General features: G+C 42.2%; 24 protein-coding genes. 17 read left to right on the forward strand and 7 right to left on the reverse strand.

From position 1 onward, the window contains the following. Positions 1-136: 136 nt before the first annotated feature. From H6H03_RS11055 to H6H03_RS11065, 3 genes are all read left to right on the forward strand, one after another. A complete protein-coding gene (locus H6H03_RS11055; protein WP_190955187.1) occupies positions 137-1,918 on the forward strand; it encodes a HEAT repeat domain-containing protein in 1,782 nt (593 codons plus the stop codon). 200 nt (positions 1,919-2,118) lie between these two features. After that, the gene (locus H6H03_RS40255) at positions 2,119-2,355 is read left to right on the forward strand and encodes a type II toxin-antitoxin system HicB family antitoxin (RefSeq protein ID WP_242057826.1); all 237 of its coding nucleotides are present in this window, start codon (positions 2,119-2,121) and stop codon (positions 2,353-2,355) included. Then, positions 2,352-2,591, forward strand: coding sequence for a type II toxin-antitoxin system HicB family antitoxin (locus tag H6H03_RS11065; RefSeq protein WP_190955188.1), 240 nt, complete (start codon positions 2,352-2,354; stop codon positions 2,589-2,591). The genes H6H03_RS40255 and H6H03_RS11065 overlap by 4 nt, the downstream gene beginning before the upstream one ends. 330 nt (positions 2,592-2,921) lie before the next feature. On the opposite strand, the gene H6H03_RS11070 is transcribed toward H6H03_RS11065, so the two are convergent. The 3 genes from H6H03_RS11070 to H6H03_RS11080 all read right to left on the reverse strand — a co-directional run bounded on the left by H6H03_RS11070 (position 2,922) and on the right by H6H03_RS11080 (position 10,174). Next, positions 2,922-8,375, reverse strand: a complete 5,454-nt coding sequence (locus H6H03_RS11070; protein ID WP_190955189.1) for a trifunctional serine/threonine-protein kinase/ATP-binding protein/sensor histidine kinase — start codon at positions 8,373-8,375, stop codon at positions 2,922-2,924. Between the two features lie 1,230 nt (positions 8,376-9,605). After that, on the reverse strand, positions 9,606-9,794 hold the full coding sequence (rpsU, locus tag H6H03_RS11075; protein ID WP_015115835.1) for a 30S ribosomal protein S21: 189 nt from the start codon (positions 9,792-9,794) through the stop codon (positions 9,606-9,608). A 71-nt stretch (positions 9,795-9,865) separates the two neighbouring features. Beyond that, positions 9,866-10,174 (reverse strand): RNA recognition motif domain-containing protein, encoded by a 309-nt coding sequence (locus H6H03_RS11080; protein WP_190955190.1) that lies wholly within the window; start codon positions 10,172-10,174, stop codon positions 9,866-9,868. A 469-nt stretch (positions 10,175-10,643) separates the two neighbouring features. Between H6H03_RS11080 and H6H03_RS11085 the strand changes: the two genes are divergently transcribed. The 10 genes from H6H03_RS11085 to H6H03_RS11130 all read left to right on the forward strand — a co-directional run bounded on the left by H6H03_RS11085 (position 10,644) and on the right by H6H03_RS11130 (position 18,521). Then, on the forward strand, positions 10,644-11,291 hold the full coding sequence (locus H6H03_RS11085) for a condensation domain-containing protein (protein WP_190955191.1): 648 nt from the start codon (positions 10,644-10,646) through the stop codon (positions 11,289-11,291). A 153-nt stretch (positions 11,292-11,444) separates the two neighbouring features. Next, entirely contained in the window at positions 11,445-12,473 is a 1,029-nt protein-coding gene (locus H6H03_RS11090) for a thioester reductase domain-containing protein (RefSeq protein WP_190955192.1), read from the forward strand. Between the two features lie 1,006 nt (positions 12,474-13,479). Then, on the forward strand, positions 13,480-14,241 hold the full coding sequence (gene cysE, locus H6H03_RS11095; RefSeq protein WP_190955193.1) for a serine O-acetyltransferase: 762 nt from the start codon (positions 13,480-13,482) through the stop codon (positions 14,239-14,241). Between the two features lie 74 nt (positions 14,242-14,315). Next, positions 14,316-14,561 carry an Asr1405/Asl0597 family protein gene (locus H6H03_RS11100; RefSeq protein WP_190955194.1) on the forward strand — a complete coding sequence of 82 codons (246 nt, stop codon included), beginning with the start codon at positions 14,316-14,318 and terminating at the stop codon, positions 14,559-14,561. Between the two features lie 296 nt (positions 14,562-14,857). Then, positions 14,858-15,055 carry a DUF2949 domain-containing protein gene (locus tag H6H03_RS11105; RefSeq protein WP_190955195.1) on the forward strand — a complete coding sequence of 66 codons (198 nt, stop codon included), beginning with the start codon at positions 14,858-14,860 and terminating at the stop codon, positions 15,053-15,055. 496 nt (positions 15,056-15,551) lie between these two features. Next, positions 15,552-16,685: a homocitrate synthase gene (gene nifV / locus H6H03_RS11110; RefSeq protein ID WP_190955196.1), complete on the forward strand. Its 1,134-nt coding sequence runs from the start codon at positions 15,552-15,554 to the stop codon at positions 16,683-16,685. After that, entirely contained in the window at positions 16,672-16,959 is a 288-nt protein-coding gene (locus H6H03_RS11115) for a nitrogen fixation protein NifZ (RefSeq protein ID WP_190955197.1), read from the forward strand. Before nifV ends, H6H03_RS11115 begins: the two co-directional genes overlap by 14 nt. After that, positions 16,934-17,137 carry a putative nitrogen fixation protein NifT gene (gene nifT, locus H6H03_RS11120; RefSeq protein WP_073639543.1) on the forward strand — a complete coding sequence of 68 codons (204 nt, stop codon included), beginning with the start codon at positions 16,934-16,936 and terminating at the stop codon, positions 17,135-17,137. Before H6H03_RS11115 ends, nifT begins: the two co-directional genes overlap by 26 nt. A gap of 120 nt (positions 17,138-17,257) precedes the next feature. Continuing rightward, positions 17,258-17,803, forward strand: a complete 546-nt coding sequence (locus H6H03_RS11125) for a (2Fe-2S) ferredoxin domain-containing protein (RefSeq protein WP_190955198.1) — start codon at positions 17,258-17,260, stop codon at positions 17,801-17,803. Between the two features lie 142 nt (positions 17,804-17,945). Further along, complete coding sequence (locus tag H6H03_RS11130; protein WP_190955199.1) at positions 17,946-18,521, forward strand: Uma2 family endonuclease; 576 nt, start codon at positions 17,946-17,948, stop codon at positions 18,519-18,521. 16 nt (positions 18,522-18,537) lie between these two features. Here H6H03_RS11130 and H6H03_RS11135 read toward each other — a convergent pair whose 3' ends face one another. Together H6H03_RS11135 and H6H03_RS11145 are read right to left on the reverse strand one after the other, a co-directional pair. Beyond that, the gene (locus tag H6H03_RS11135; RefSeq protein ID WP_242065742.1) at positions 18,538-19,095 is read right to left on the reverse strand and encodes a hypothetical protein; all 558 of its coding nucleotides are present in this window, start codon (positions 19,093-19,095) and stop codon (positions 18,538-18,540) included. Next, complete coding sequence (locus tag H6H03_RS11145) at positions 19,092-20,483, reverse strand: 1-acyl-sn-glycerol-3-phosphate acyltransferase (protein ID WP_190955201.1); 1,392 nt, start codon at positions 20,481-20,483, stop codon at positions 19,092-19,094. Before H6H03_RS11145 ends, H6H03_RS11135 begins: the two co-directional genes overlap by 4 nt. Positions 20,484-20,511: 28 nt before the next feature. Between H6H03_RS11145 and H6H03_RS41250 the strand changes: the two genes are divergently transcribed. The 4 genes from H6H03_RS41250 (at position 20,512) to H6H03_RS11155 (ending at position 23,438) form a co-directional block, all read left to right on the forward strand. Next, on the forward strand, positions 20,512-20,643 hold the full coding sequence (locus H6H03_RS41250; RefSeq protein ID WP_277926148.1) for a hypothetical protein: 132 nt from the start codon (positions 20,512-20,514) through the stop codon (positions 20,641-20,643). Between the two features lie 54 nt (positions 20,644-20,697). Next, positions 20,698-22,506, forward strand: a complete 1,809-nt coding sequence (locus tag H6H03_RS11150) for a proline--tRNA ligase (RefSeq protein ID WP_190955202.1) — start codon at positions 20,698-20,700, stop codon at positions 22,504-22,506. A 17-nt stretch (positions 22,507-22,523) separates the two neighbouring features. Then, positions 22,524-22,646 (forward strand): hypothetical protein, encoded by a 123-nt coding sequence (locus tag H6H03_RS41255; RefSeq protein WP_277926149.1) that lies wholly within the window; start codon positions 22,524-22,526, stop codon positions 22,644-22,646. A 180-nt stretch (positions 22,647-22,826) separates the two neighbouring features. After that, positions 22,827-23,438 carry a GerMN domain-containing protein gene (locus H6H03_RS11155; RefSeq protein WP_190955203.1) on the forward strand — a complete coding sequence of 204 codons (612 nt, stop codon included), beginning with the start codon at positions 22,827-22,829 and terminating at the stop codon, positions 23,436-23,438. 85 nt (positions 23,439-23,523) lie between these two features. Here H6H03_RS11155 and H6H03_RS11160 read toward each other — a convergent pair whose 3' ends face one another. Continuing rightward, positions 23,524-23,871 carry an ArsR/SmtB family transcription factor gene (locus H6H03_RS11160; protein ID WP_096534555.1) on the reverse strand — a complete coding sequence of 116 codons (348 nt, stop codon included), beginning with the start codon at positions 23,869-23,871 and terminating at the stop codon, positions 23,524-23,526. A 63-nt stretch (positions 23,872-23,934) separates the two neighbouring features. After that, positions 23,935-24,492 (reverse strand): acetyl-CoA carboxylase biotin carboxyl carrier protein, encoded by a 558-nt coding sequence (gene accB, locus H6H03_RS11165; protein WP_190955204.1) that lies wholly within the window; start codon positions 24,490-24,492, stop codon positions 23,935-23,937. Positions 24,493-24,547: the final 55 nt, after the last annotated feature.

A 24,547-nucleotide genomic window follows, 5' to 3' on the forward strand; every position in this document is an offset into this window, starting at 1 on the left:
CAAGGTAGGTCTGTTATTGATTTTTTTGCACAGGCTCTAATTGCTGATTCTGATAATTCTCTGTCTCGCCCTTCTTTACTTCCTCAATATTAGACCTGAATCCTTACGTTTTCTGGGTGCGGATTATTATGCTTTTGTGCATCGGACATTTTTAGAATATTTCTGTGCTTGGGAGTTTGTCTGGCAGTTTAAAGAAACGCAAACGCTAAGTATTGAGGAACTTAAGAATGAAGTTTTTGGCAAACACTGGCAGGATGAAGCTTGGCATGAAGTTTTGCTGTTAATTGCCGGAATGATTGAGCCAAGATTTGTTGGTGAAATTATTGAGTATTTAATGGCGCAAGATGGCGAAGAAGAAAAGTTTGTCAATCTATTTTTAGCGGCTAAGTGCCTTGTAGAGGTGAGAAATCGCTCAGTGATTGCGTCAACGGCAAATAAATTACTTGACAAGTTTAAAGATTTAACTAAATATGACCTCTGGTATTATTACGTTCCCTATCAAGATGAAGAAGAAACTAAGCTAGTTCAGGAAATTCGTACTCAAGCGGTTGCAACAGTCGGCGCAATTTGGAAAGATAATCGTGATACATTTCACTGGCTTAAAGACCTTGCCACTGCTGATAAATCTGGAAATGTTCGACGTTCAGCCATCCAAGCATTAGCCAAGAATTTTAAAGATGACCCAGATACCCGCACCATCTTTCAAGACCGCGCCACAGCTGATAAATCTGAAAATGTGCAACGTGCAGCCATTGTGGCATTGGCTAGGAATTTCCCAAATGATCCTGATACTCAAACCTTTTTTCTAGATTGCACCACTGCTGATAATTCTGATGTGCGATGTGCAGCAATACGAGCATTAGCTAGGAATTTTCCAGACGACCCCAATACCTGCACAATCCTTAAAGCTCATGTTTATGCTGATAAATCTGGAAATGTGCGACTTGCAGCCATTCAAGGATTAACTAGGAATTTTCCAAATGACCCGGACACCCATACCATTCTCCAAGACCGTGCTATTGGTGACTATAATTCCGATGTACGACGTGCAGCTATTGAAACATTAGCTAGCAATTTTCCAGATGACGCCAATACTGGCACAATCCTCCAATACTGTGCTACTGATGATAAAAATGAGGATGTGCGACTTGCGGCGATTCAAGCATTAGCTAGAAATTTCAAATATGACCCAAATACTTGCACAACCCTCCAAGACCGCGCCACTGCTGATAAATCTGGAAATGTGCGACTTGCAGCCATTCAAGCATTAGCTAAGAATTTCAAATATGACCCAAATACTTGCACAATCCTCCAAAACTGCGCCACTGCTGATAAATCTAAAAATATACGACTTGCAGCCATCCAAACATTAGCTAGGAGTTTCAAATATGACGCCAATACTTGCACAATTCTTCAAGACTGCGCTACTGATGATAAAAATGAAGATGTACGACTTGCAGCCATTCAAGCATTAGCCAGCAATTTTTCAGATGACGCCAATACTGGCACAATCCTCCAAGACTGCGCCACTGATGATAAAAATGAGGATATACTACTTGCAGCCATTGAAACATTAGCCAGCAATTTTCCAGATGACCCCAATACCTGCACAATCCTTAAAGACCAAACCACACATGATGATTCGGATGTGCGATGTGCAGCTATCCAAGTATTAGCCAAGCATTTCAGATATCAACCTGAATTATTTGACACCTACTACAATTGCGCTTTCCGTGACCCTTTTGAGCGTAAGCAAAGCAGTAACACTAACCCTCGGCGCATTGCACTGGAGATAATTATCAAGCAATTTCCTCAGCATGACCAGACTTTACCACTGTTGCGCGATAGAGCAGAGAATGACCCAGATAAAAAAGTGCGGGAATTTGCTCAGAAGAAGTTGGCACAATTAGAGAAGTAAAAGAGTGGTGAAAATAGGAACAATACAGATGTATAGAAGTCCTGGCGAATGGAATTCGCGGCTATACAGACAAAACCCACACTTCGACAAGCTCAGTGACCGCCTCCGTGGGTTTCAAATTCTTTGAGTCCGCGCAGGCGGACTTGGTTTGTGTAGCCGCGATTTCTAATCGCTCATCGACGAGAAGCTTATCAATAAATATGAAATATACAATCGTCATTCAGTGGTCAGAAGAAAATAATTGTTATGTGGTTCTGCTACCTGAGTTTACTAATATAATGCAGCCTTGCACTCACGGAGAGACTTACGAAGATGCTCTTAAAAATGCTAAAGAAGTTTTAGAAATGCTTGCTAAACCTTACCAAGAGAAAGATGTTAATAATGCACTTCAAAGGTTAGAAGAAATTAAAAATGCTCAAGAGAAAGAAAAAGAATGAATTCTCATTACACGATAATTATTCAGTGGTCTGATGAAGATGAGTGTTTTGTTGTTAGTCTTCCTGAATGGGGAGAATTTTGTCACACTCACGGAGAGACTTATGAAGAAGCTTTGAAAAATGCTCAGGAAGTTTTAGAAATGTTGATTGAATCATCTTTAGCTGATGGCGAACCTCTACCGGAGCCTAAGACGCTAGGAAAATCTTGGAAGTTGCATAGAGTAGTGGTTAATTAGAGGAGTGAAAATGTAAACAGGGGCTATGCCTAAGAAAATTTACTATTAACAGTTGAAACCACAAAAGAAAGGCTTACTATTATCTATGTCAGAATTGAGGAACAGACAATAAGCCTAACCAATGAACAAGCACAATTGTACAGTGGCAAATTAAATGGCGTTGAGACAAATTCGTGTCATAATGCAACAATTTGTGTTGATAGAGCTTGTAACTTCCCTGTGCTACTTTTAAGCTTAACGTTCTTTGAGTTCAAGCTTCATACCCTCGATGACATTAATTTGGCACACCGACAAATAATAAGTCACTGGACAGCATCTAATGAGAATTGTTCAACAGATAGGAAGAACAATCTCAAATTCAGTTCCTTCGCTGGGCTGAGAACGCACAGTTAAAGTGCCGCGATGTTGTTGGATAATGGAATAGCAGACAAATAACCCCAAACCTTGACCGCGACCAACGGGTTTTGTGGTGAAAAACGGTTCAAAAATCCTCTCTTGTAGACCCACAGGAATGGTACTATCTGTATTGGCGATCGCTATTCGTAACCATTCACTATCTATCATTTCGGTACGAATCCGAATTTCTGGCTGTTTGCTGCGGGGATTATCTCGAATCGCATCAATGGCATTGTTAATAATATTCAGGAAGACTTGATTTAACTGACTAGGATAGCAAGTCACTAGAGGTAGATTGCCATACTCTTTGATGACGCGCACTTCGGGTTGATTTTCAAAAGCTGGCAGGCGATGTTGCAAAATTAACAGTGTGCTTTCAATACCACCGTGTAAATCTACAGCTTTGATTTCGGCTTCATCTAAGCGAACAAAGTTCCGTAAACTCTGGACAATTTGGCTGATACGATGACTACCAACTTTCATAGATTCTAGGATTTGATTGGCATCCTCAAACAGAAAATCAAGGTCAATTTCTTGGCGCTTATCTTGAATAGCTTGACTAGCTTGGGGATATTCCCGCTCATAAAGCATCAGCAAACTCATCATGTCTGCGACATAATTTTCCGTATGGATGAGATTACCCTTGATAAAATTAACCGGATTGTTAATTTCGTGAGCAATACCAGCTACCAATTGACCAAGGGATGACATTTTTTCACTGTGTATTAATTGCCCTTGAGTTTGCTGCAATTTTTTCAAGGTTTGCTCTAAATCTTCAGCTTTTTGGTTGAGAGCTTGGGTTTTATGTTCTACCTCTGCTTTTAGAGTCTGAGAATAGTTTTGGGTTTGTTGATACAGACGGGCATTTTCTACAGAGATGGCGGCTTGGCTAGTGAGGAGTTGGAGAATCTCGATGCGATCGCTAGTAAAAGCGCCTAAAGTTAAGTCGTTCTCTAGGTACAAAATACCGATGAGTTTTCCTTGGCGACTAATGGGAGTACATAAAACTGATTTGGGCTGGTGAGTGATAATGTAGCGATCGCTAGCAAATTGCACCGCTGTACTCAAGTCTTCAAACACAGCCGTCTCTTGAGTTCTGGCTACTCCATAAATCAAACTTTGGGGAATTTCTGAGTATTGCTCCAGGGGAATTTCTAAGGTTGTTACCAATTGTTCATCGGCTTGAGCTACAACTAACCATTGTTCCTCTTGGCGAAGAACTAAATGACCGATTTGCGCGCCAGCATTGGCGATCGTAATCTGCATCAAGCTTGCCAACAATTTCTCTAATTCAATTTCTTGAGAGATGGCTTGTGCGGCTTTCATCACCGCTTGCAAATCTAAGTATAAATTTTGGTTGCTAGAGCTTTTAGTTACACCTTTCATCAAAGTTGAGGGGATAGTTGTCGCAGATGTGATGGCAAGATTAGCCGGTTCGAGAACGGTTGTTAGTAGTTGCGGATATTCTTGTTCTAAATGGGCAACTTTCGCCTTTGCACCCCAATGGGCGTAGCAGTAATAGGCTTGTTGTATATAGTCTGCGGCCACCTTCTGTTCGCCCCAACCAAGGTAGAATTTGGCGGCCAGTTCATCGCTGAGTGCTTGTTCTTGGATATAGCCGTTTTCTTTTGCTGCCTGAATGGCTTTGTCATAGTAGATCATTGCGTCTACATAACCCAAAATTCTCGCCCGCTCCGCTTCAACTAAATCGTATTTGTGCTGATGGTTGGCGGGAGCGTGGAACGCCCACTGACTCATCAATTTCTGGTTTTCTGCAACTTTTTCTAGTGCCGATTGCTGCTGTGCTTCATTGCCATTTGAACAGGTAGCCAAAAGAGCGAGGGAGTAGTAGAAATTATGTTCTGCAAACTGCAAAAAGCCAACCATGTTTCCCTGATATTTTTCGGCTTCTTGAGCATGGATGAGCGCCTGCTGATAGTCCTTAAAGATGAACAGAAGAATGGTCTTTGCCAGATGGAGCAGGAACAGGAGAGTTCCGTTTTGAGTTTCGATTAAAATCGGCAGTATTTTGAACTCGTCGAAACACTCCCCAACGAGTATTAGGGAATCTTCTGCCGATCCCATCAAATTCAACACGAGTTGACGACAAATCTGTCCGAAGTAAATTTGATACTCTTGTTTGAATTTTAACAACAGATCGATGTATTTTTGCTGTTGCTGATTTACCTGCTCTAGTCCTTCACCAACTAAAAAAAGATAGTTGCAGTAGGAGGCGGCGTTGTAGCAGGCATACTCTACATCACCCGTTTCTAATCCAACCTGAATAGCTTCACATAGGGGAGCGATGCTTTTGTGAGCGGGTTCCCGCCAGTGCCGCACAAACACATCAAAAATGTTAATCACTTTAGCATGTAGTTTTCTGGCGTTGAAGCGCTCCAGCAATTTTAATCCTAATTGTCCAAACCGATAGCCTCTTTCAATTCCGGTTGGACTAGCACATAAAACCATACCATAAAAAGTATAGCCAAATGCCGAAAATGCCGAGTTGCCAAATTGAATCGATAGGTTTACTAGTGTGTAAGCAATCAGTGGTAACAGATCTGGTTTAGCGTTTAGGCTGGGAGTGACCATTGCGATCGTAATTCGCATGGCTGCTAACTTGTGGGGATCGAGCATCTCTGGCAGGTTAATTAAATCCTCGATCGCTAACTCCAGTGGAGGTTCTTTAAACAGCGGTTCGCCCAAGAACTCCAGCACTTGTAGAGAAGTATCGATCGCTGCCAGCATTTGATTCTGAGCAATGTAGAAATAAATTCTGATTTCATACATTTTGACCTTTTGCAACAAATCCTGGGCGTGCTGAAGCACAACTTCTGAAAGCCGTTCTGCCTGCTCGAAATGGGCACTCAGGTACTCAATTTCAGCCGCTTCTGTATACAGGGCAAGGGTCAGGTCGTAATCATGTTCCCAAGCGTTTTCTGGGAGCACTGCTAGCCCTGCTGTGAAGTATTTACTTGCCGTTTCATAGGCGGTTGCTGCCTTGGCTTTTTGTCCTGCTTGCAGGTTCAGCTGAGCCAGTTCATTGCGTCGATCTGAATCCAATTCTTGCAGCCTGGAGATTTCGTCACCATTTTGTGCATTCAACAATTCCGGAGAAGTTTTTTGAGTCGTCAATCTCAGACCGTAATTCAATTGATTGACAATTTCAAAAATTTTCCCTTCCCGTTCTGCTTCAGGCGTATTTGCCCACAGTTGTTGCCCGATTTTGAAGTGGATAGACTGTTTTCGCTCTTCTGGAATCAGACCGTAGGCAGCTTGTTGCACACGATCGTGTAAGAATTTATAAGGAACGGCAATCTCACCACTGCGATCGATGTGGTCTGAGTTATTTGATTGGAAAAACTTATAGGTTTCGCTAATGGGGAGAATCAGCCCTTCTTGTAACGCCGCCCATAGGCTGGTGGCCGTATCAATAGCTGATTTTTCAGAGACCATTGCCAAGGTATTCAAATCAAATTGGTTGCCAATACAAGCCGCCAGTTTCAAAACCTCCTGTGTCTCCACCGGAAGTTTCTGCAACTGTAATGCCATGAACTCTACCACTCCATCGGTCAATGCCAACTGCCGCACCGAAGCCAGGTCACATTGCCAGTAACCCAGTTCTGGCTGGAACTGAATACAACCCTCCTCGTGCAGTGCTTTGAGAAACTGCGTTGTAAAAAACGGATTCCCTTTAGTTTTCTGATATACCAATTGCGTCAGGGGTCGAACCAGTTCATGGGGACAACTTAAGGTGTCTGCCACCAACTGATTCACTGTTATTTCCACCAAGGGTTCCAGGGCGATGGTATTGACGGTAGCTTGGCTTTGCTGAATCTGCTCCAGCGTCAGTATCAAGGGATGAGTCGGAAAAACTTCATTATCTCGATAGGCGCCCAGAATGAGTAAATATCCAGAACTAGCTTCACTCATCAATAATTGCAACAAATTCAGAGAAGCCGAATCTGCCCATTGCAAGTCATCTAGAAACATCACCAAGGGATGCTCAGCGGTGGTGAAAACCTGGATAAATTTCTGAAAGAGCAAATTGAAACGATTTTGGGTAGCACTACCAGATAGTTCGGCCAGTGGCGGCTGTTGACCGATAATTAGCTCTAGTTCAGGAATCACATCAATAATGGCTTGTCCATTTTCACCCACAGCTGCCAAAATTTTCGCTTTCCACGCTGCCAATTGGACATTACTCTCACTCAGCAGTTGTCCCATCAAATCACGAAAAGCTTGCATAAAGGCACTGAATGGCATATTACGCTGGAACTGATCGTACTTGCCTTTGATGAAGTAACCGCGTTGTCTGACAATTGGCTTATGGACTTCATTAATCGCCGCAGTTTTACCAATCCCGGAAAATCCTACCACTAGCATCATTTCTGAACTGCCATTAGCAACGCGCTCAAAAGCTTTGAGCAAGGTTGCAACTTCTGTTTCTCGCCCGTAAAGTTTTTGGGGGATAATGAAGCGATCGCACACATCCCGTTGTCCCGGGGCAAAGGCTTCTATTCTACCCGTTGCTTTCCATTGATTGAGACAGCATTCTAAGTCATACTTCAAACCCAAAGCGCTCTGATACCGATCTTCGGCATTTTTCGCCATCAACTTCAATACTATCTCTGAGACGATCGCCGGAATTTCTGGATTAATGCTGTGTGGGGCGAGTGGGAGCTTAGCTAAATGACAGTGTACTAACTCCATCGGGTCATTGGACTGAAACGGTAATTTTCCAGTCAAAAGTTCATACAATGTCGCCCCTAAAGCATAGAAATCACTGCGGTAATCAATGCCGCGATTCATTCGCCCGGTTTGCTCTGGGGAAAGATAGGCAAGGGTTCCTTCCAACACATTGGGACTTTGGATTTCCTGGGTTTCGCGAGGGAGAAGGGAGGCGATGCTGAAGTCAATCAGTTTAACTTGTTGCGATTCTGGATGAATCAGAATGTTGGCGGGTTTGATATCTTTGTGGATGACTCGATGCTGGCAGACATCATGAAGAATATCGGCAATCTGTCGGGCAATTTCTAAGATTTCCGGTAAAGACAGGGAATAATTTTGGGTATAACTCCGTAGGGAAATGCCGCCAAAGTCTTCCATCACCAAAGCATAGCTGTTACCGTAGGCTTCTAGGCTGTAGGGATGGGTTATGCCAGGAATGTTGAGATTTTTGGTAATTGTATACTGGTTACGAAACTGTAATAATTCGCTAAACGTGGGGTAATCTTGCTGTAACAGTTTAACCACTACTGGACGCTGACTTGACTCCTGCACTGCTCGATAAACTATTGTCTGAGAACCTGCATAGAGTTGCTCAACAATGGTATAACCGGGGAGATGGGGCAATGGATTCGAGTAGGGAATTGCTGCCAATGTCATGGTCTGAAGTTAAAATGTCTAGAACAAGCTTACAAATTTAATATTTCCCAAGAATTTGGCAGACTAAACATTCCGTAAATTGTTTACATAATTAGTTAGCCACGACTAGGCAATAATGCTGCCAGATAATAGCTTGTATAATTTTTGATATATAGCTTTGAAGCCAGTAATATCATGTCCGGTTAATTACTTACTAAACCCGAAGAACCCCAAACAGCCAAACCGATGCTTTGTCTCCCCTAAGATCTTGCGGGGCTACCGTGTAAACATAAGTATAGCCAGCATGGGTTTCAACTCTTCTAAGGGTGTTGTAGGGTGTATTACGCCAGAGGGTACGGCACCGCCAAAGATTTACGGTGCGTTAGGACTGCCGTCCATAAAGCACCCTACCTTTCCTCGAATCTTTTATAGATTGGGTTTTTCCGACTTGTGTGTACACCGTAGCCGCTTGCTCTTAGGGGATTAAGGGGTGGGGTCTAATGATTACCAAAATCATAACTAATTACCCGAACACGATCTAAGAACGTTTCTTCAGTACCTATTATGGTAAAATCGCCATGAAAAATCCAAAAAAGCTTGTTATGCAAGGGTAATCGTGCTGATTTTTTGACATTAATTTCTTAATATTGCCTTTTTTATCTGTTCCCTGTTCCCTCTTGCAGACTGTTAATTTAGCATCACAAGTACCGTAGAGCTGTAAGAACTACAATTACTTAGTTTGTTCTTACTGTCAGTAGACCGAAAAGTTTTCCAGAACCTTTACCAGGCGTTCGTTTGAGTTTAGGAACACAATCTGCCGAATCCTGTCTGAATCTACTTTTCAAGGAAAGGGCTTTGTCACTGGGTTAAGAGTACAGTGCAAGCAATCGCGATCGTCAGCACCAAAACGTCGGCTGAAACCCTGATTATTTCGTCAACTTACAAAAGTTTTCGATCTACTGACTGTGGCTAAATTTTATAAAAACTATGAAGGCATTTATTTATATCAGGACTTACGCTTAAAGGTTGTCTGTTGAGACTGGGTGTAAGGGTCTAGGACTTTGCGGGCGTAAGGGTTTTGGTCACCTACACCCTATACCCCCTGTCCAAACCCTTGATTTTTCGTATTGCTGCTTAATATCAAGTTCGCCTAATTACTTATAATTCCAAATTCTTCGTGTCTTTGCGTCAGCCCTAATTACAAGTGTTCAACCGAACCTGATATTAAGTCCTATATCTCTCTGTCAGTTCTCAAGTGCGGAAACGTCTTTTACCCTGCTTTTGTAAGGCAAGTTTTTTGCGCTTGGATTTTTCAATCGGCGTTTCAAAGTGACGATGTTTCCTCATATCTTGAAAAATCCCCGCCTTGGAAACTTCTCGCTTAAATCTGCGTAAGGCTGACTCAAGGTGTTCATTTTCACCCACTATTATTTGGGTCATGATTTCTCCTACTTAATTGAATTTATCAATGGACTAAAAATTCGCTCTCTCTTTCTTTCCGGTTACAAAACTTAGTAGCGGTTACGTCCACCACCACCACCGTATCCTCCCCGATTGCCACCAGACGGGCCTCTGTCTTCTCTGGGCTTGGCTTTGTTAACTTTCAGGTCACGGCCCATCCATTCAGCACCATCAAGAGCGGATATGGCAGCAGCTTCTTCTGCCTCTGTTCCCATTTCCACGAAAGCGAAGCCGCGCAGACGACCCGTTTCCCGGTCTGTAGGTAGTTGAACGCGCTTGACCGTACCATATTCAGCAAAAACACCTTTAATATCATCTTCCGTAACTTGGTAAGAGAGGTTGCCTACATAAATTGACATTGATTATCTCCAAAATCATAAATGTGTAGAGATTTAAATTTCGGAGAAAAGTCTGTAAATACCAAAAGGGAAAAACCTGTCAATACTAAAAACAAAAATACTCACCGAATTAACTCTCGTTTACTAGGATGACATAGAAGCCCATTCTCTGCACCCAGAAAAAGGTTAATAGATGATTAACTAATAATAAAGAGTTGCGTAGGCGTAGCCCGTCGTAGCTAAAAGTCGAGCCAGTGCGATCTTGTCGCCTTGCGTCGGAAAGCAACTGGCGTCGGAGTGGCGGCTTTTGCCGATCCGATCGCGCACCGTTAGCGACCCAGGAGTGTCACTTTTCAAGACAGACATCGCTTCACTTGTTTACTCATTTGTGTGGGTATCCAGATTTTTGATTTATTTTAGCGCCTATCGGAAAACTTGTCAGTCTACTGAATCTACCTTTAGGTATAATTTTTGTCCTAAATCCTCAAAAATGGGCAAATCGAGAGTCATCATACTCGCTAACGGAAAAGTCGATCGCAAAGCACTTCCAGCACCCACTCAAAGTTTGAATGCAAATGAGAAATTTATTGCTCCTCGTACCCTTATTGAGGAACGATTAGCAGAAATTTGGTCTACAGTATTGGGTCTAAAAAACATTGGTGTTGATGACAATTTCTTAGGGTTGGGAGGACATTCCTTACTAGCCTTTCAGATTCTCTGCCGCATCCGCGATATCTTTCAAGTTGATTTGCCAATACGGCATTTCTTTGAAGCGGCTACCATCGCTGAAATAGCCCAAAGCATTATCCAAGCACAACAGGAAGACAAAGGATACTCTGTTGTCCCTATACAATCGATTGAGCGCGGTGGCGGCGGACGTAGCCATCAGAATTTACCGCTTTCCTTTGGGCAAGAACGGTTGTGGTTTCTTGATCAGTTAGTGCCCAACCATACTTTTTACAATGTTCCCGAAGCCTTTCGTATCAGAGGTGTACTCAACCCCACAATATTAGAACAGAGCTTGAATGAAATTATCAAGCGTCATCAAGTCCTACGAACTACCTATTCCAGTCTGAACGGACAACCCATACAGGTCATCCACTCAACTTTTCCCATCAAACTCTTAGAGGATGTTTGAAAAGTATTTCGCTGTGATTTTAGGCACTTATCGATCCCCCCTAACCCCCCTTAAAAAGGGGGGAACTGGAATTAAAGCCCCCCTTCTTAAGGGGGGTTGGGGGGATCAATAACGTTTTGCTACCGACGAAAGGACTTTTCAAACAACCTCTTAGTGGTGAATCTCCAAGGGCTGTCTTCAGATGAGCAGGAATCTCAAGTCCAGCACATCGTCCTTGAAGAAGCCCAACGTCCTTTCGATTTAGCTCAAGGTCTATTGCTGCGAACAACATTGCTGCAACTGAGTTCAGAGGAACTTTATCACAGTGCTGCCCAAGTCAATTTTGCTAAACCATACTCTGTAATCAAGCCATCTAATGTCCTTGGAACTCAAGAAGTTCTCAGATTAGCTTGTATGGGCAAAGTCAAACCAATGCATTACATTTCTACCATTGCTGTTTTTGGTGCAATCAGCCATTTTACAGGACAAAAAGTAGTTTACGAAAATGACGACATCGAGTCTTGTAAAGACTATGTTGCTCTGGATCTTGGCTATGCTCAAACCAAATGGGTAGCCGAAAATCTTGTATGGGTTGCCAAGTCTAGGGGAATACCTGTTAGCATCTACAGAACAGGATTTCTCATGGGACATAGCGATACCGGCATTGCTCATACAAAAGATGCTTATGTGCCTAGAGTTATTAAAGGATGCATACAGCTTGGTAGTTATCCAGAACTCATAGATCAAAAAGAAGAATTGATTCCTGTGGATTACGCCAGCAGAGCAATTGTCCATTTATCCAAAAAGCAAGAATCTCTAGGAAAAGCTTTCCATATAGTACCTCCGCCAGACCAAAATATTAGCATCATCGAGCTTTTTGAATTTATTTGTTCTTATGGTTACCAACTCAAGAAGTTACCATATACTCAGTGGAAAGATGAGCTAATTGCAAATTTCAGGCACTCTCAGGAAAATGTTTTACATCCCCTCTTACCGATGATGTCTGAAAAAGTCTACCAAAATTCTTTGACAATCATGGAGTTGTATCAAAATACAGTTGATTATGACTATCAGAATACCCTCGATGGATTGGCGGATTCTGCAATTGTTTGTCCATCAATGGATGTTAAACTCCTAGAGAAATACTTCTCATATTTCATTAGTAGTGGTTTCTTAAATTCACCAACCTCAAGACAGGTGTAAGTAGGTCGGTGTTGAAAATTGTCGTTATGACAAGGCAGAAGGCAGAAGGGAAGAGCTTTTTGGGCATCTTTGCTTTTCATTACATATTTTGGTTTTTTACCCTGTTCTACTTAACTATTCGCACTAGAATTTTGAGCTTAATATTCCCCGATTTAACTCGCTCAAAGGGGCAAAGGTTAATCAAATTATATTAAGAGGGTGTTTGAAAAGTTTTGCAGGACTTACGCAAAAGATAACGAAAGTAGCGGTAATACCCTGCGGGTTCGCTTTTAGTGTTCTCGCAGAGTAGCCACTGGGCGTCTACATGAATTACCCCTACGCAAGAATAAGGTTTTCGGTCACAAGCGTAAGTCCTGTGCTTCTACAAGGACATCAAAAATCGCGTTCAGCACTTCCCACAAGAAGAGTTGAATGTTTTTTATTTGGAAGCCCTATTATTCAATTGCTATGAGAATATCTACTTATTATGCTGCTTTGAAATTTTGTGTTGGCTATTCCCATACATCTATATAATAAGAAAACATCTTTTATGAGCGATAGCAATATTTGGAAACGTATACATATATACAGACAGTAAATCCTAAAAGAAAATAAAGAAACTTGTTTTTTGCCAAACCAAATAATAAGATAATAATAGTAATAGGATATACAGAAATTTCACTTTTATCCTTATCTAACTCATATTTGAGTGCATTTGAGTACAGCTTAATAAATCGCAAAATATTTGGAATAAATCTTTGCAAAGTCTTACAGGTAAAGTTTCTTGTAGCGAGTACAGAAATTCTTAAACCCTGCCCTGAAAATACCAGTACCCCTATCATTAAATACTAGTACCCCTACCCCAAAAGAAATTTTTAATTTATTTAAGGTGGGGGTTTTGGCGTTTGAGTACAACCTTAATAAATCCAATAAATCCAATCAACATTGCGTTAACTATCGAGTTGGAAGTGGCCTGATATAAGCATAAAAATAGCACATGGCTCTTTTAACCAGATAGACAGTAGCGATGCAACAGTCCTTAGACAGAATTACGAATCCTCAAACTCTGAAAACACAGGATTCAAAACAGAAATCCTTGCTCAAGACATTACTCTCTGGAGGTTTTTTTGAGCCATTATTGAGTGATTTTCGCATTATCTTTGAGCGCGACCCAGCGGCACGCAATTGGCTAGAAGTTGTGTTTTGCTATCCTGGATTGCACGCACTGTGTTTGCATCGTGTTGCTCACTGGTTACATTGTCGAGGAGTGGGTTTTATTCCCCGCTTAATTTCTCACTTGGGACGATTTTTAACCGGAATTGAGATTCACCCAGGTGCAGAGATTGGGAAGGGTGTATTTATCGACCACGGAATGGGAGTAGTGATTGGCGAAACTGCGATCGTGGGAGACTATACGCTGATTTATCAAGGCGTCACCCTTGGCGGAACTGGTAAAGAAAGCGGTAAGCGCCATCCCACAGTCGGTAAACATGTTGTGGTGGGTGCGGGTGCGAAAGTTTTGGGTAATCTGCAAATTGGCGATCGCGTTCGCATTGGCGCGGGTTCCATTGTTTTGCGGAATGTCCCCAGCGATTGTACTGTGGTCGGTGTTCCTGGTCGAATTATTTCTCGCGATCGAGGCGCTAGCCTTTCTCCTTTAGAACATGGAAAGCTACCTGATGTAGAAGCAACGGTGATTCGTTCTTTACTCACGCGCATCGAACAACTCGAAAAACAACTGCAAGCTTTAGAAGTCAGAACTCAGGAATCAGGAGTCAGGACTAAGTAGTTATTGGTCATTAGTCAGACAATTTTAGATTTTAGATTTTGGATTGGAGACAACTGACAAAGGACAAACGACAAATGACAAATGATACTTTAGGCGAACAAGTTTTGCAGATTCCTTTGAGCGATCGCTGGCGAATCTATCACCGGTTGCAAGAATTAAAAATCAAGAGTTCCTGTCTTCCCGATGGTTCTTTACGGGTGCAAATCAACAATTTGCTAGAAGCAATTCTAATTCGGAGTACGGTTATGCAATTTCTCGCTTCTCGTCGTGAATTAGTCGAGTGGCTAGAGCGTTGCTGGCAATCTAGTGGTGAGTTTTAAGTCATAAATATTGTTAAAAAATCTAATTTAGACAATATTAATCTTGAATTCATCACACAAGCATAGCTCTTTGCAGGGATGCATAAATATTGAAGAGATTTAGAAGTTGAAGTTACTGTCCGCTAGCAAATTCTATTGCAAACTGAGAGGAATTCACCAATTGATAATTCAGGAGTCAGGAATCAAGAGGAAGAACTTTCTATTTCTCCCCTTGCCCAATGCCCCATCCCCCATGCCCAAAATAGGAATTTCTGATTTTTAATTCTTTTCCAACTGAAGAAATTGAAAGTTCAACTATGCCAACTCGTAACAGAGATATTCAACTCATCAAATTTTTGCACCATGAACTTGAACTTTCAAATGCGGATATTGCTGTAGCGCTACGACACCGTGAATTCCAAAATGGCCCGTTACCGATGCTGCTCTGGCAGTATGGTTTAGTTAACTTAGACCAGTTAGAACGAATTTTTGACTGGTTAGCAGAACAAAGTTAGCTAATTTGTATCTAAGAATTCAGAATTCAGAATCCAGAATTTATAAGACTTCGAGACCGACAATTTTATAATTGTCAGAAAATTAAGCAGCGTCATCACACTTGATTTTCTAACTATTCTGACTTCTGCCTCCTGACTTTTGAATTCTCGCATTTGTACCGAGATTAAACTACACACCAATGCTATACAAAATATGAGGTTCCTGAGATGATTACTACATTAATTGCTGGATTCTGTCTTTTAATTTTTTCCGGATTTGCTAATAGCTATATTAGTTATTTGCTACTCGAACAAATTACAATCGACCTCGGTAAAAAAGATTAGTAAATTATACCAATTTTTGGTTCTTTGTCATACAGATGTGATGTTGCTAAATGAGCAATAATTGAGGATCATGTATCCTGTTTATGTATTGTGATATTTTTAGCATTTACCATCACTGAGAATAGTAGAGAGAAAGGATATTGAGAATACTTCCAAGAGAGGGATATTTGCAATGAATCAAATCATAATTAATGACACTACATTGCGTGATGGCGAACAAGCGGCGGGTGTTGCTTTCAATTTAAAAGAAAAAGTAGCGATCGCCAAGTTTCTCGATGCCATTGGTATCCCCGAATTAGAAGTTGGGATACCAGCAATGGGTGGGGAAGAAACACAGGCGATTGCCGCAATTTCTGACTTGGGTTTGCAAGCAAAACTCCTCGGTTGGAACCGCGCTGTCATCTCAGATATTAAGGCTTCTATCGCCTGCGGTCTCAACCGAGTGCATATCGCCATCCCCGTCTCTGGTATTCAAATTGCCACTAAATTTCATGGTCAGTGGCGGGTAAGCCTACAAAAACTCAAAGACTCCATCAGCTTCGCAGTCGATAGCGGCCTTTGGGTAGCAGTCGGGGGAGAAGATTCTTCTAGAGCTGATGAAAGCTTCCTTTTAGATGTAGCACTTTGGGCCCAAGAGTGGGGTGCATCCCGCTTCCGCTTCTGCGACACCGTAGGAGTTCTCGACCCCTTTAGCACCTACACAAAGGTCAAGCATCTGGTTTCGGCTTTGACGATTCCCCTGGAAATTCACACCCACAATGATTTTGGTCTAGCAACCGCCAACGCCCTTGCTGGGATTAAAGCTGGAGCAACATCTGTGAATACCACAGTCAACGGCTTGGGTGAAAGGGCGGGAAATGCAGCTCTTGAAGAAGTTGTCATGGCCATCAAACGCATTTACGGCGTTGATTTGGGAATTGACACATCTCATTTGTTGGGACTGTCTCAACTAGTTGCTGCTGCATCAGGCGCGGACGTTCCACCTTGGAAAGCGATCGTTGGTGAAAACACCTTCGCCCACGAATCGGGAATTCACGCTCATGGCGTGCTGCAAAACCCCCTCACCTACGAACCATTCGCCCCCGAAGAAGTCGGTTGCGAACGCCGCTTAGTAGTAGGTAAACATTCTGGACGGCATTCAGTTGCAAACTTGCTACAACAGCATGGAATTTTCTTAAACTCACAAGAAACCCAGTCAGTTTTAGACGCAGTGCGCCATCAGTCAGTAAAGAAAAAACGTAGCCTTACTACAGAAGAAGTGTTGAATTTGGCCAGAGAACAGAGGTATTCTCATGCAACGCGATGAATTAGAGCTAGACTTACCACCTGCTTTTGAAATAGGTGAAAAAGTCAGACTTCGCAAACTAATTAAAAACGATGGTACCTTTCCTGGTCAAGAAATCGGTGCAGTTTTAGCGAAGAAAGGAGATATCGGTTACATAGCGAGTATAGGCACATATTTGCAGAGTTCCTATATATATGCTGTCCATTTCTTAGAAACTGGGTTTGTCGTCGGCTGTAAGAAAAAAGAACTAGAATCTGTTGAGGAATCTCATGAAAGTAATGCTACGCGTGAATGATGCCGGCACTTTAGTAGTTTACGTTGCAAAAAAAGACCTGGAAGAAGAAGTAGTCAAACAAACTGATGGCAATGAAGGTAAAATTCTTACCTTAGCAAATGGCTGGGAATTAGAATTTCGTGAATTACCAGATGTAGCCAATTTACCGCAAACTGTAGAAGCAAAACGACTTTCGTAAAGGGACTGGGGACTGGGGGCTGGGGACTGGTGATTAGGGAAGATGAGGGAGTGAGAAAGAAATAACCAATGCCCCATGCCCCATGCCCAATGCCCAATGCCCAATTACTTTTAATCAATCATGGGTAAAAAGTATTTCATGTTATCAGAATTGAAACTTGAAGGACAGTTTTTAGGTTTTGTTGGTGCCGAACCCAAGAAATATAAATATTTGCAACTGGCAGTTCCAGATGGAACTATGGAAATCAAATTGCCAAAAGAGTTGCGCCGTTCTCTGAGTTTAGTGTTAGTTCCTGGTGAAGAAATTCGCGTTTTTGCTTATAGTGAGTTAGACTCTCACACAGGTAAAATTAAAATCAAAGCCTGTCAAGTCACGCCAATTGGTACTTGTCCAATTCAAAATTTGCCACTGCTACCTAAAGCCAAAATTATGGTGTGTCAAAAGTCGGGTTGCCTCAAGCGTGGCGGTAAAGGTTTATTATCAGAATTAGAAAAAACTTTGTGCGATCGCGGTTTATTAGACAAAGTTACCATCGAACATACCAGTTGCCAAAAATGTTGCAGCAGCGCTCCCAACTGTGTTTTACAACTTGGTAAAAAGAAATACAAGAACATTCATCCAGAGGCGATCGCATCTTTGTTAGAAAGTCATTTAACCGAAAATTAATAGCTTTATCTAGCTATTCTTCAAATAATACACAACTTTGTAGGGGATAAAAATTTTATCCCTATTTGTCGTTGGTATTGTTTTTTTGCTTCCTTGTCAAACTACATTAAGATAAAAATAACTCTGCATTCTCATAGTTGTCATGAGCCTCACCACTGCTAAACGCTTTACAATAGCTGAATATCACCGTCTAGCGGAACTCGGCTTCTTTAAAGAGAATGACCGAGTTGAGCTAATTAATGGTGAAATAATCCAGATGTCAGCAAAAGGTAAACCGCACTCTGTTTGTGGAACACGCCTTGAGCGAGAATTATATAAGCTAGTGGGCGATCGCGCAACTTTGCGAGGACAACAGCCAATTACTTTATCTAATTATAGTGAGCCTGAACCAGATAGAGTAATTGCAAAAAATAGAGATGATGATTATCTAGCAAATCATCCCAGCCCATCTGATATTTTACTTTTAATTGAAATTGCTGATTCCTCCTTAAAATATGACCAAGAGGAAAAGCTACATATTTATGCAGAAGCAGGTATTTTTGATTATTGGATATTTAATTTAGTAGATAATTATCTGGAATGTTATAGCGAACCTTATCAAGATTTACAAGGTAAATTTGGTTATCGTCGCAAGTTTATTTATCTACAAAATGAATCAGTTCATATGCCATATTTTCCTGATTTAATTCTCGATTTATCTAAAGTATTTCCTGGGTGATGTATTAGGGTTATTTCTATTGAGCTAAATTCTCTTTCAAAGACAAAGCTAAAGCGTAATAAATTTTACCGAAATAGGAATGCGAGGTTCTAAGAACATTTTGTAAAAATATTTTTTCACTAACTGATAATCCCATCTCTACTTTTGTATCAGTTCTTTGACCAGACTCTATGTTTGTTAGTGCTTCGACTTCTGGAAGTAAATGTGCAACACCAAATAATTTTTCCAAATGAGATGTTTTTAGAAAAGCTTGCCGTTGGGCGTGACTCATAACCTCACTTGACCCAACTCTAATTTCATCACTACTCGTATAGCTTTGCTTCTCCCCATTGGCTTTCATGTAACTGGCAGAATTCTGCTGCTGCTGTTCGTGAAAATCTGAAGCCATATAAATCTTCTCCTGACACTCAAAACTAGTATTTTTCCAGATGTTTAACCAGTTACAAGACCAATTGGTTGGCATATCATTCTCTCTAGCTGGGGAAAGATAAGCTATTTCCTCAGCCGTCGATTGGATTCTAACTTTTACATGATAAGAGCCAATGGTAGTCAATACTTTGATTTTCCTTTTCAAATCAATTCTTCCATCGCGTGTTGTAAATCATTCGTCACATCAGCAACAGCTTGTCTAGCACCCAAGCGATTCTCTTTATATGCTGGGTAACGTTCAGAAATAGATATGGGTTCACCCACAGTTATTTTGACTTGTTCCTTACCTAATTGTGGGCGCTGGACAGCTTTATTACCTTGAATCTTAGCAATCATTTTCCATAAAATTAGAGTTGTTTCTGCAAACCTTTCTACTGTTGGTTTTTCTTTAATATAATTACCAGAAATAGCCACAAAACTTTCTACTAAACGCATGTGCCACATCCGTGCATTTGCTTCTTCCGCAACGCGATCGCCTAAAGATTTCTCCACAGCAGATACTCCTTTAATATCCTTAAATTCTTCTCTAAAGATATAATTCCAACCAGCTTGTTCTACTCGCCGACAGCGGTCAGTTAAAGAACCTTTGGATTGCAAATCAAAATACTGTTCTGATATTAACAACGCTGCATTCAATAAAGCTTGTAAGCGAACTGCTAATGCTTGATTTCTATCTGGAATTTGCCCTGCGACAACCTTGGCATCTGGGAGTTTTTGATGATAGAAACGCGTGTAAAATATTTCCATCAGCGAAAGTAAATGTTCTGCCAAAGTTAATAATCGGGGATAAAGCGTTTCTACAGAAGCAACATTACCTGGTTGGGGTGGATTCACAGGTAAACCACTAGCTGCTTCTAATTCACTTAAAAGATTAGCGATCGCATCCCAAGGAGCATCAACATAACTATATTTAATCCCAACTGGTAAAATGAAAACCTGTTCCTCGCGTCCAGCTTTTTGCAAATCCTCGGCACACCAAAAGCCTAACTGGGCAATACCAGGTTCTAAGGGGCTGATAATCTCCGACAAACCATTGGTAGCACCTTCTGGCGCCGCAGCCATTGGAAACTTCCCATTGGCAAACAAATCACGCGCCGAACGTAACCCAGTCCAGTCAGCCTTACCCCGCTGAATCGGAGTAGCACCTAACTGAGACATAATCCAGCCAACGTGAGAACCAGCCCATAGAGGAATGCCGCGATCGTAGATAAAATGGGCATGAATCGGAAGTTGTAACGCTGTGCCTTGCGATCGTGCTACCTTTGGCACGAGTTGAGACAGCAAGTAGCCCAAACCAAAGGGATCGTCGGTTTTAGGATGGCGAAAAGCCAGCAGAAAACGGATCTTACCCTCCTGAAACTGGCGATAGAGATCTACCAGAACTTCCACATTGTCTGCTTCAATTTTGGTAATTGGTGTTTGCCAGTTGATCCAACTAGGTAACAAAAGATGGACAACTTTTAAAAATAAAGGGTTGAATGCTGGAGGAATAAATTCTAAAGGTGGCTGTGCTTGATAAATTACATTAGACAAGGTTGTTTTCTCCTGAAGTGACTGGGGAATGGGGACTGGGGAATGGGGACTGGGGACTGGGGACTGGGGAGATGAGGGAGAAGAATTAATAACCCATGCCCAATGCCCAATGCCCGATGCCCAATCCCCAATCCCCAGTCCCTTTGTACTTCATCCTTGATAATTCATACTTTAGTTGACATAGAAATTAGCGATTTTGGAAAGGTAATACACGATGCGACTATCACAAATGTTATTTGTTACACTCCGGGACGATCCAGCTGATGCTGAGATTCCCAGCCATAAATTATTACTGCGTGCAGGTTACATTCGTCGCATCGGTAGCGGTGTCTATGCTTATCTCCCGCTGATGTGGCGGGTACTACAAAAGGTTTCTCAAATTGTGCGCGAAGAAATGAACGCTACAGGCGCACAAGAATGTCTTTTGCCGCAATTACAACCTGCTGATTTATGGAAAGAATCGGGACGTTGGGATACTTACACCAAAGCTGAGGGAATCATGTTTTCCCTAATTGACCGCCGCGAGCAACAATTAGGATTAGGCCCGACTCATGAAGAAGTGATCACAGCGATCGCTCGTGATATGATTCGCTCATATCGCCAATTACCTCTGCATCTTTACCAAATTCAAACCAAGTTCCGCGATGAAATTCGTCCCCGTTTTGGTTTGATGCGCGGACGGGAATTCATCATGAAAGACGGCTACTCTTTCCACGTCGATGAAGCTAGCCTCAAAGAAACTTACGACGATATGTATCAAGCCTACAGCAATATGTTGCGGCGTTGTGGCTTAGCTTTTCGGGCAGTGGAAGCTGATTCTGGTGCAATTGGTGGTTCTGGTTCCACAGAATTTATGGTGTTGGCGGAAGCTGGCGAAGACGAAGTTCTCTACACTGAAGATGGTAAATACGCCGCTAACGTAGAAAAGGCCGTTTCTTTACCAGCAGATATCGAACCTTCACGGTTTACAACCTACGAAAAACGCGATACACCTGGAACAGAGACGATTGAAACAGTTTCGAGATTCCTCAAATGTTCTCCCACCCAAGTGGTGAAAAACGTCCTTTACCAAACAGTTTATAACAATGGTATGACGGTATTGGTTTTGGTGAGCATTCGAGGCGACCAAGAAGTTAACGAAGTCAAGTTGCAAAATGAATTGACCAAATTAGCTTCTAACTATGGCGCTCAAACTATTCTCAATTTGAGCGTACCAAACTCTGAAGCGCAGCAAACATGGACAGCAAAATCTCTGCCTTTAGGCTACATTGCACCAGACATCGCAGATGAGTATATTGCTGCTAATAAACAGATCCATCCTAAATTTTTGCGCTTAGTAGATCCAACAGCCGTTGATTTAAAAAACTTTGTTACAGGAGCGAATGAAACTGCCTATCACGTAGTTGGTGCTAACTGGGGCGAGCAATTTAAGCTACCAGAGCGTGTAGTAGATGTGCGTAAGGCTAGACCAGGCGATCGCGCCATCCATAACCCAGAACAACTCTTACAAAGCGCCAGGGGAATTGAAGCCGGTCACATATTCCAATTAGGCACTAAATATTCCCAAGCAATGGGATCAACTTATACCAATGAACAGGGTGAAGAAAAACCGCTAGTCATGGGTTGTTTTGGTGTAGGGGTATCGCGTTTAGCCCAAGCTGCCGTAGAGCAATCTTACGACAAAGATGGAATTATTTGGCCAGTAGCGATCGCACCTTATCACGCGATCGTCACAATTCCCAACATTAATGATGCTCAACAAGTTGAAATCGCCCAAAAACTTTACACCCAACTCAATCAAGCCGGAATCGAAACCTTGCTCGATGACCGCGATGAACGAGCTGGAGTGAAATTCAAAGATGCAGACTTGATAGGCATACCATACAGAATCGTAACCGGACGAGCGATCGCCAACGGCAAAGTCGAAGTTGTAGAAAGAGCAACCCGTAAATCCCAAGAAATCCCCATTGATGAAGTGACAACTACACTCAAACAGTGGGTTAACGAGGCAATAGGCAAATAGGCAATAGGCAATAGGGCATGGGGCATTGGGCATTGGGCATTGGGCATTGGGCATTGGTTATTCTTCCCCTGCCTCCCCTGCCTCCCCTGCCCCCATTCCCCATTCCCCACCTCCCCAAAATTTACATAATTCGACAGTGACGGACTAGAAGTGCAAATTCTAAAATTGAATTAGGGACTTGCAGGATTAAAAAATAATCGGATTTCGAGGCATGAAGCCTCCTCTAAATTGTGGAAACTCTCCACATGTAAGTATCGTCTTTAACCAGGCTGCTCCTCACATAACTACCATCTCAGCCCTCAGTCAGGAAGGTTTTGAACATGAAAGACCAACAAGGATCTAATCGTATTTCTTCAGGCTTAATTGCAGGTGTCGCAGCAGCAGTTGTAGCGGTAGGTGGCGGCGTGGCTTGGTTAACTTCACAATCTAATAATACTCCTACACCGTCAAAACCGTCTCAAGGTATTGACCAGCCAGCACAGCCATCAACTAGGCAGCCAGGTAATGAGCAAACTGCTAATGTTTATTGGCTCAGACCAAAAGATAAAAATCTTGCTTTGGTTCCCAAGCCAGTGAGAGTAGCTGCTGTACGACCCAACCAAGCTTTAGAAGCAGCTTTTGAAAGCTTGTTAGCAGGGCCAACAGAAGGAACAGATTCTACAACTATCCCCAAGGGAACCAAATTATTAGGGCTGAAAGAGGACAATGATGAAGTTCGCGTTAATTTATCTGAAGAATTTACCAGGGGTGGCGGTAGTGCCTCAATGATAGGTCGCGTGGGACAAGTTGTTTACACTGCGACAACATTAAATCCAAAAGCCAAAGTGTACATTGACGTGAACGGTAAACCTTTAGATGTTTTGGGTGGTGAGGGTGTAGAGTTACAACAACCGCTAACTCGTGAAAGCTTTGATAAAAACTATCCGCTTTAAATAAGTTAGGAGTTACGAGTCAAAAGTTAAGAGTGAGGAGTTTTAACTCATAACTCACAACTCATAACTCATAACTTTCTCAGACCTACCGTTTGCTATTCAAGACACGAAAATTACGGGCTTGCTGTTCTAACCTTGTGGCGAGGCGATCGCAAACCCGATTACACAACTCAAAAATCATTTGATCTTCTACCCTGTAATAGGCGCAAGTTCCTTCACTGCGGCGGCTAAGGATTCCTGCTTGCCACATTATCTTCAGGTGCTTTGACACATTTGCCTGAGAAGTCTGTGTTGCCTCTACCAACTCTTGCACGCATTTTTCTTCATCCCGCAGTAAGTGTAGCAGCCGTAGGCGCATTGGCTCACTTAACAGGCCGAAGTATTCAGCTACTTGTTGCACCACTTCTGGTGGTAAAGGCAACGTTTGTTTCATCAGGATTAACCCGCAAGGATTGAAAGTTTTAAGGATGACTCACTTCATAATATAGATTAATACTTAATCAGGGTTAATTCGCATCAAAGGTTGACCATATTCTACAGGTTCACCATTTTGCAGGAGAATTTCCATCACTTGCCCAGAGACTTCGGCTTCGATTTCATTCATCAGCTTCATGGCCTCAATGATACAGACTGTTTGACCTTTGCGGACGCGATCGCCCACCTCTACGAATGGTGTTTCACCCGGTGCAGGAGCGCGATAAAATGTCCCCACCATAGGAGAAGGTACCTCTACTAATCTCTGGTCAATAGTTGAGGGCGGATTGACTGACAACTGTAATTGGCCTCCAGTTGCAGCATTCTCAAACAGGCGACCTGTTGCTACCTCTGTTACCTGACTTGTAGCTACCTGGTTTGCTGTAGGTAAACCCGATGACAAGCCCGAACCTACCACACCGCCTAAGGTCGTTTGACCTACCGACAACATATGATTGCTGATGCTCACAGCCTTACGAACTGTTAGTTCAAAGTCATCGCTTTTGAGCGTGACTTCTGCAATGTCAGTTTGTGCGATAGTTGCCAGTAGTTGGCGGATTTCATTAAAGTCCAATGGCACAGTTTTTATTACCTCGACCTATCCGTAAATTAGCATTTTTAAGTGTGGCAGGGAT

The sequence above is a fragment of the Nostoc paludosum FACHB-159 genome, from assembly GCF_014698835.1.
GTDB classification, from domain to species: domain Bacteria; phylum Cyanobacteriota; class Cyanobacteriia; order Cyanobacteriales; family Nostocaceae; genus Nostoc; species Nostoc paludosum.

Bases quoted from the DNA above. Each gene is read 5' to 3' on its own strand.
- cysE (WP_190955193.1), top strand. From the start codon at position 13,480: ATGCAACAGTCCTTAGACAGAATTACGAATCCTCAAACTCTGAAAACA.
- nifV (WP_190955196.1), top strand. From the start codon at position 15,552: ATGAATCAAATCATAATTAATGACACTACATTGCGTGATGGCGAACAA.
- H6H03_RS11105 (WP_190955195.1), top strand. From the start codon at position 14,858: ATGCCAACTCGTAACAGAGATATTCAACTCATCAAATTTTTGCACCAT.
- H6H03_RS11070 (WP_190955189.1), bottom strand. From the start codon at position 8,375: ATGACATTGGCAGCAATTCCCTACTCGAATCCATTGCCCCATCTCCCC.
- H6H03_RS40255 (WP_242057826.1), top strand. From the start codon at position 2,119: ATGAAATATACAATCGTCATTCAGTGGTCAGAAGAAAATAATTGTTAT.
- H6H03_RS41255 (WP_277926149.1), top strand. From the start codon at position 22,524: ATGGGGCATTGGGCATTGGGCATTGGGCATTGGGCATTGGTTATTCTT.
- H6H03_RS11125 (WP_190955198.1), top strand. From the start codon at position 17,258: ATGGGTAAAAAGTATTTCATGTTATCAGAATTGAAACTTGAAGGACAG.
- H6H03_RS41250 (WP_277926148.1), top strand. From the start codon at position 20,512: ATGGGGACTGGGGAATGGGGACTGGGGACTGGGGACTGGGGAGATGAG.
- H6H03_RS11100 (WP_190955194.1), top strand. From the start codon at position 14,316: ATGACAAATGATACTTTAGGCGAACAAGTTTTGCAGATTCCTTTGAGC.
- H6H03_RS11065 (WP_190955188.1), top strand. From the start codon at position 2,352: ATGAATTCTCATTACACGATAATTATTCAGTGGTCTGATGAAGATGAG.
- H6H03_RS11080 (WP_190955190.1), bottom strand. From the start codon at position 10,174: ATGTCAATTTATGTAGGCAACCTCTCTTACCAAGTTACGGAAGATGAT.
- H6H03_RS11130 (WP_190955199.1), top strand. From the start codon at position 17,946: ATGAGCCTCACCACTGCTAAACGCTTTACAATAGCTGAATATCACCGT.
- H6H03_RS11155 (WP_190955203.1), top strand. From the start codon at position 22,827: ATGAAAGACCAACAAGGATCTAATCGTATTTCTTCAGGCTTAATTGCA.
- H6H03_RS11085 (WP_190955191.1), top strand. From the start codon at position 10,644: ATGGGCAAATCGAGAGTCATCATACTCGCTAACGGAAAAGTCGATCGC.
- H6H03_RS11150 (WP_190955202.1), top strand. From the start codon at position 20,698: ATGCGACTATCACAAATGTTATTTGTTACACTCCGGGACGATCCAGCT.
- nifT (WP_073639543.1), top strand. From the start codon at position 16,934: ATGAAAGTAATGCTACGCGTGAATGATGCCGGCACTTTAGTAGTTTAC.
- H6H03_RS11115 (WP_190955197.1), top strand. From the start codon at position 16,672: ATGCAACGCGATGAATTAGAGCTAGACTTACCACCTGCTTTTGAAATA.
- rpsU (WP_015115835.1), bottom strand. From the start codon at position 9,794: ATGACCCAAATAATAGTGGGTGAAAATGAACACCTTGAGTCAGCCTTA.
- H6H03_RS11160 (WP_096534555.1), bottom strand. From the start codon at position 23,871: ATGAAACAAACGTTGCCTTTACCACCAGAAGTGGTGCAACAAGTAGCT.